Origin of the sequence: Nostoc sp., from assembly GCF_036917755.1 — a bacterium.
In the GTDB taxonomy this organism is placed as follows: Bacteria; Cyanobacteriota; Cyanobacteriia; order Cyanobacteriales; family Nostocaceae; genus Nostoc.
The window spans coordinates 21305-27644 of the sequence record NZ_JBALFC010000074.1; the positions used below are offsets into that span (position 1 = coordinate 21305).

The 6340-nt window shown below is 42.9% G+C and carries 6 protein-coding genes and 1 pseudogene; 4 read left to right on the forward strand and 3 right to left on the reverse strand.

The annotated features are described in order from the left end of the window. Positions 1-34: 34 nt before the first annotated feature. The 3 genes from V7L05_RS17450 to V7L05_RS17460 all read right to left on the reverse strand — a co-directional run bounded on the left by V7L05_RS17450 (position 35) and on the right by V7L05_RS17460 (position 3122). Entirely contained in the window at positions 35-862 is an 828-nt protein-coding gene (locus tag V7L05_RS17450) for a dienelactone hydrolase family protein (protein WP_335165806.1), read from the reverse strand. Positions 863-1030: 168 nt separating this feature from the next. After that, positions 1031-1225 carry a hypothetical protein gene (locus V7L05_RS17455; RefSeq protein WP_335165796.1) on the reverse strand — a complete coding sequence of 65 codons (195 nt, stop codon included), beginning with the start codon at positions 1223-1225 and terminating at the stop codon, positions 1031-1033. Positions 1226-1463: 238 nt separating this feature from the next. Then, positions 1464-3122, reverse strand: a complete 1659-nt coding sequence (locus V7L05_RS17460; RefSeq protein WP_335165798.1) for a DUF3352 domain-containing protein — start codon at positions 3120-3122, stop codon at positions 1464-1466. A 159-nt stretch (positions 3123-3281) separates the two neighbouring features. Between V7L05_RS17460 and V7L05_RS17465 the strand changes: the two genes are divergently transcribed. The 4 genes and pseudogenes from V7L05_RS17465 to V7L05_RS17480 form a co-directional block, all read left to right on the forward strand. After that, the gene (locus V7L05_RS17465) at positions 3282-3614 is read left to right on the forward strand and encodes a rhodanese-like domain-containing protein (protein WP_334950728.1); all 333 of its coding nucleotides are present in this window, start codon (positions 3282-3284) and stop codon (positions 3612-3614) included. A gap of 431 nt (positions 3615-4045) precedes the next feature. Next, the gene (hrcA, locus tag V7L05_RS17470) at positions 4046-5155 is read left to right on the forward strand and encodes a heat-inducible transcriptional repressor HrcA (RefSeq protein ID WP_335165800.1); all 1110 of its coding nucleotides are present in this window, start codon (positions 4046-4048) and stop codon (positions 5153-5155) included. 120 nt (positions 5156-5275) lie between these two features. Continuing rightward, positions 5276-5950, forward strand: coding sequence for a DUF2834 domain-containing protein (locus V7L05_RS17475; RefSeq protein WP_335165802.1), 675 nt, complete (start codon positions 5276-5278; stop codon positions 5948-5950). Between the two features lie 238 nt (positions 5951-6188). After that, positions 6189-6340, forward strand: a pseudogene (locus V7L05_RS17480) (photosystem II q(b) protein); the annotation flags it as partial.

Below are 6340 nucleotides of genomic sequence, written 5' to 3' on the forward strand. Positions count from 1 at the left end.
TCTTCCTCATCCCCCTCATCCCCCTCATCCCCCACTACACGCCATGCTGCTTAAACCATGCCAAAAGACGTTTCCAACCTTCCTTAGCTTCTTTCTCGCGGTAGGAGGGGCGATAATCGGCAAAAAATGCATGGGGTGCATCGGGGTAGACAATGATTTCAGATTTGCTGCTAGACTTTAAGCGATCGCGCATCTGCTCTACTGTATTGATGGGAATACCTGTATCTTTGCCGCCGTAGAGTCCGAGAATCGGGACTGTCAGTTTTGATGCAATATCGATGGGATTCTGGGGCTGAAGTTCGGTAGCATCGCCCACAAGTCGCCCGTACCAAGCCACGCCAGCCTTCACCTTGGGATTATGTGCTGCGTATAACCAGATAATCCGACCGCCCCAGCAGAAGCCTGTAATTGCCAATTTATCGGCATTACCTTTAGCTGATTTCACCGCCCAGTGTAGCGTAGCATCGAGATCGGATAGCACCTGAGCATCTGGCACTTTGGCGACAATTGGGCGAATTTCGTCTATGCTGCTTAACTTCGAGACATCGCCTTGACGGATGAATAATTCGGGTGCGATCGCTAAATACCCCAACTTGGCAAAGCGCCGGGTGATATCCTGAATATGCTCGTGTACGCCAAAGATTTCTTGAATTACCAGAACAATTGGGAAATTTTCTCCAGTGGCAGGTGCTGCTCTATAAGCAGGAATTTCGCCATCTTTGACGGGAATTTTCACCGCACCAGCTACCAACCCCTTAGCATTGGTGGTGATGACTCCAGCAGAAATGGGTTGTACTGCGAGGGCAAAACCCGTCGCTAGGGTGGCTGTTGCAATAAATTTGCGGCGAGTTACTTCTTGCATCATCTCTACCTTGAATTTGCGAAAGTTTTATTGTTGGTTGACCGTACAGTACTATAATGCGAATACTACGGTTTACCAATCAGTTTAATGCAATACTGGCTACGTTTGCTACCTCAGTTTTCGCCTATATACAAAGAGCGATCGCCACATAAAAATGACTCGTCCAGCTTACTCTTGCCATATTTTAATTTGCTTTGTGGCTTCTGCCTGTGAGATGGTATTACCAGTCTCGACTTGCTTTAAACCTTGATCAACTTTGTACAGGAAATAAAGGCGTTCCATCACTTCCTCAAAAGTAACGTCCTGGGGCATTTGCTCTACTGCCTTGAGAACTTGATATTTTACAGTCATATCTGCTGTCATTTGTATTCCCTTCAAGAGTTGACGGTGCTAATCTGAATTTAACGCTTGGCATCACTGCCGAACAAAGAGCGATCGAGCGATCGCATTATTTTTCCCGATTTATCCGATCTTCTCCACCAGCTAATTGACAATACGAATAGCAAATACTACAGGAAATTTAAGTAAATATTATCGGATCAGAAAAGGCAGAAGGTAAACAATTCTTTTGCCTTCTGCACTTTGACTTTTGATGAAAATCTCACGAATTATCGAGTTTGAAGAAAACGCCGCCTTTGAGCGATCGCGTCTCAGTTCCATAACTACTGACTGTGAGCGATCGCAGATTGTTAAAAAATGGTTTACCTAAGACTTCCACTAACTTGAGAATCGGTACTTGACGCTCTAACAAATTCTGGCTCTTTGTCCAGTCAAGATATATATAGCCTTGGTTTGGTCGGGGAATCGCAGCGATACTATCTTGGAAATTGGAATTGTTAATTATGGAATTATCCTTAGCTGTGAGGATTTCATTCATCGTCTCTAAGTCAGACGTGAAAATTTCATAATTTCCGAAAGTTGTATGCAATCCCCGCACTTTTGTTTCAATGCTGAAAGATGTTCCCTCTTTTACGTCACTTTTTTTAGTGGCAGTAATTAACTCAGTCCAAGCGGAGATTTTTTGCTCATCTATAGTCAGGGGATTGATACTGAGTCCGTTAGATGAAGCGATCGCATCCAAACGAGCAACGCCTTGTTCTACACCCTCGGATTTTTCCACTACAAAAATCCAATGAGGGGTTGTTTGCTCTTTATCAGGTAACAATGCTATGGCATATTCTCCTAGTACCCAACTGAAAATATCCTCTGGTAAGTTTATCCTCCAGCGTTTTTGAATATCCGCCAAGGGTTTTGCTAATCGAGAAACTACATCCTCAGAACCATATATAGTTGCTATCGCTTGTCTCCAGAGTTTGGCTAAATCACTGTTACCCAAATTACTCAAATTTGAGCCGGAAATTGCCAAACCTACTGATGCTGGAATATATTGCAATGCTCCCACAGCTTTAGATAGTGGTGCAGATGGAGAGACAATTTCCGATGAAGTCAGAAAGGTGGTTTCTGCTAGCAATCCTTTGGGGTTTAACGCCAAGGATATGATTTGGCTATTATAAAGTTCTTCTGGTAACTCTAAGCCTTGCCATTTTGCCACAATGGGAAGATTCAAGAAAGCTACAGCTAAACCCCCTTTAGGCAGTTCTTTGGTAGCTTTTTGGTATTCGGGCGAGCTAGTCAAATTTAAATCGGGCGCTTGGACGTTATTGATCGCATCTCGCAACACCTTCGGATCGTTAGCAAACAACACAAAGCCTTCACCGACAACAGCACCTGCAAGCAAGTCTTGCTCTGGTTGAGAATTGTCAGAAATTAGCTTTACACCTTTGTATTGCTCAACAGCTAAGTTCGCTCCAGCTAACGCCCGTTTGGAAAACAACAACTCAACAAACTCGCGGCTTTTCTCCGGTTGCTTGGTTGCTAGTGCCAACAAATACCCTGGCTGCTGTCCGTTTTCTAAGTCCCGATCAATATCTAAGGTGGTGATAGCTAATGTAATTTCGTCCCCTAACCAGGGTTGAATGTCTTGTTTGTAATCTATGCCACTTTTGGCGAATAAACTGGTTTTGAGTTTAGATAGTTCTTCTTCCCGTTCCAACGCTTGCAAACGGTCAGGATTCGCTAGTAATGATACCATTACAGGCGAAAGTTTCGACACGAATATGGTTGCACCAGGCTGGGAGGTAGAACCAATGAGGTTAGCCGGACTTTTGCCGAAAAACCAGTAAAAGCTAGCGATCGCAATTACTAGCAGTGCGATCGCACCAGCGACGATAAAACCAATAAATGAACGTTGCCTATTCACGTTAAACCTATAAAGAAAGACGGTTTACAGCCATTTAAACAGAAAGCTTACCAAAATCAATCAGCCCTGTTGAGAATGGATGCTCATGCCAAGGCAGAGATTTTCTGTCACCATAAATAATATTAGGACTGTTTACGAAAACCTCATGACAGGGAACTCATGAACCAAATTAGTGTAAAAGAACTGGCACAACGTCTATCTTCTAGTGATCCAAGTATTCAGCTAGTAGATGTGCGTGAACCAGAAGAATTGGCGATCGCTAGCATTGAGGGCTTTGTCAATCTACCTTTAAGTCAATTTGCCGAATGGGGAGATCAAGTACCCAATCTCTTCAATCCCCAAGCTGAAACTTTTGTGCTATGTCACCACGGCATCCGCTCCGCCCAAATGTGCCAGTGGTTAATTGCTCAAGGTTTTACAAATGTGCAAAATATTTCCGGTGGTATTGATGCTTACTCGTTATTAGTTGACCCTTCAATTCCCCAGTATTAATTTCTGACTGTAATCCATAACTCAGCTGGGATTTACTCTTCCAGCTGGCTTCTGCTATCCTAAAAATAGGACTGCATCAACTTAGGGTTTTGAGGGGAAACTTTACACCTTTTGCTAGTGAGTATATATTCACGGAGCTTTTCAACGCAAATATATCAGTTATTCCAGAAAAATACGTATTCAATAATACTGTTATAAGTTTAAAGTTATGCAAAAATACTGTTATGAGTAAAGGCAGCTTTTGCAGTATAAATCTAGCTCCTATTTCCAGCGCACTCTCAAAAAATCAGCACGTAAACTTTAAAAATACTTATCATTAGAGAACTGTCTAATTTGGTATCTTAATTAATTATTAATAATCTTTGTTTGCGATCAAATCCAGAAATTTTTTCAGAGTTTGATTAAAATTTGCCTTCAGTAAAAGATGCCTTATGGAAGTCCAGTTAACAAATCGACAACAGCATATACTTTGGGCAACGGTACGTCACTATATTGCTACAGCAGAGCCGGTTGGTTCAAAAGCTTTGGTTGATGAGTACGACCTGGGTGTAAGTTCAGCCACAATTCGCAATGTGATGGGCGTTTTAGAAAAGTCTGGGTTACTTTACCAACCACACGCCTCCGCCGGACGAATACCTTCAGACTCAGGCTATCGCATTTATGTTGACCAGCTAATTACACCTTCTCTGCGAGACGCTACGCGAACGGAAACTTTAGGGCGAGAAGTAGAGGTAGAACTGCAAAAGCTTCTCCAGTGGGAAGATCGGAGTTTAGAAACCCTACTGCAAGGAGCTGCTCAAATTTTAGCAACCTTGAGTGGTTGCATTAGCTTGATTACCATGCCCCAAACCACTACAGCGATAGTGCGACATCTGCAATTAGTGCAAGTAGAAGCCGGAAGGATCATGCTGATTGTGGTGACAGATGCTTATGAGACACATTCCAAGTTGATGGATTTGTCGCCAATACCAGAGGAAACACAACGCGAACCAGAAGTAATCGATCGCGAGTTGCAAATTGTTTCTAACTTTTTGAATAGCCACTTACGGGGGCGAAGTCTGTTGGAATTAGCCAACCTCGACTGGACTGAACTAGATCAAGAGTTCCAACGCTACGGGGAATTCTTAAAAAATTCAGTTACCGAATTGACTCGTCGCACTCTTGCACCGACTGCAACCCAAATTATGGTTAGGGGTGTGTCAGAAGTTTTACGCCAGCCGGAATTTTCCCAGTTACAGCAGGTACAAACGATTATCCACCTGTTGGAAGAAGAACAAGATCAACTATGGCGATTAATATTTGAGGAACCAGAGTCTGAGGATGTGGGGAAGCCAAAGGTAACGGTTCGCATTGGGGCAGAAAATCCTCTAGAACCGATACGCACCTGCACCTTAATTTCTTCCACCTATCGCCGAGGTTCAATACCAGTAGGAAGTGTGGGAGTTTTGGGGCCAACGCGCCTAGATTATGAAAGTGCGATCGCAGTCGTAGCATCTGCTGCTGATTATCTCTCAGAAGCTTTCAGTTATTTCAATCCTTAATCGGATCATCTGATATTTAGGCACAAGTCGCTACGGGTTTAGGCAGTGAATAATACAATAGTAGGCAGATAGCCGAATTTTTAGTGACAAAATCAATAATTAATACTACTTAAATCTTTCATGGTTAGAAAAATTGCCTTTGGGGTGCTGTGGCTGGGATTCATTACCTATGCTTTTTTCCTCGCTCCTCCTGAGCAACCCGGTACATTCGAGTTAATTAAAAACCTTTCTATTGGTCAGTGGCAAGGCGTAAACCCGTTAGTAATAGCACTATTCAACCTCATGGGCATCTGGCCTCTTATTTACAGTGCAGTAGTGTTTATTGATGGTAGAGGGCAAAAAATACCTGCTTGGTTATTTGCGATCGCCTCTTTCGCAGTTGGTGCTTTTGCCTTGTTGCCGTACTTAGCCCTACGAGAACCAAATAATAATTTTGTCGGTAAAAAGAATGCCTTCCTCAAGCTGCTAGATTCTCGTGTGACTGGGATTGTCTTGACTGTAGCCACAGTTATTCTAGTTGCCTACGGTTTAACAGGAGGAGATTGGGACAGTTTTGTACAACAGTGGCAAACCAACCGCTTCATTAATGTGATGAGTTTAGATTTTTGCCTACTTTGCCTACTCTTTCCCACATTACTGGGGGATGATATGGCGCGTCGCGGTTGGAAAAATCCGCAGTTGTTCTGGTTAATAGCGTTGATACCCCTATTCGGCCCATTGATTTATTTATCTGTGCGTCCACCTTTACAAGTTGTGGGTGTAGAATCAATATCCAAGCAGGCAGAAGTGAATTGAACAAGAATATATATAGAGAGTGTTTAGTTTCGTTAAGAGGTTTTTACAAAATTTATAGAACAGAATTTAGCCAAAGTCCCCTTTTTCAGTAGATTGGGGATTTTCTGTTGTGGGTGCGTAAATCCCAAGAAAAAATTTTTCTGTAAGTACTTTACAAAATGCAATAAATTATTTAAGATGTGTAACAGGTAGTCAAACCTACCTAAATTCATTCACAAATAATCGCATTTATAAAACAATGACAACAACCTTACAACGTCGCGAAAGCGCCAACGTATGGGATCGATTCTGCGAGTGGATCACCAGCACCAACAACCGCATCTACATCGGTTGGTTCGGCGTAGTCATGATTCCCACCCTGCTAGCCGCCACCGCCTGCTTCGTAATCGC

Excerpts from the sequence above, each read along its gene's own strand:
- V7L05_RS17450 (WP_335165806.1), bottom strand. The coding sequence starts at position 862 with ATGCAAGAAGTAACTCGCCGCAAATTTATTGCAACAGCCACCCTAGCG.
- V7L05_RS17455 (WP_335165796.1), bottom strand. The coding sequence starts at position 1,225 with ATGACAGCAGATATGACTGTAAAATATCAAGTTCTCAAGGCAGTAGAG.
- V7L05_RS17465 (WP_334950728.1), top strand. The coding sequence starts at position 3,282 with ATGAACCAAATTAGTGTAAAAGAACTGGCACAACGTCTATCTTCTAGT.
- hrcA (WP_335165800.1), top strand. The coding sequence starts at position 4,046 with ATGGAAGTCCAGTTAACAAATCGACAACAGCATATACTTTGGGCAACG.
- V7L05_RS17475 (WP_335165802.1), top strand. The coding sequence starts at position 5,276 with ATGGTTAGAAAAATTGCCTTTGGGGTGCTGTGGCTGGGATTCATTACC.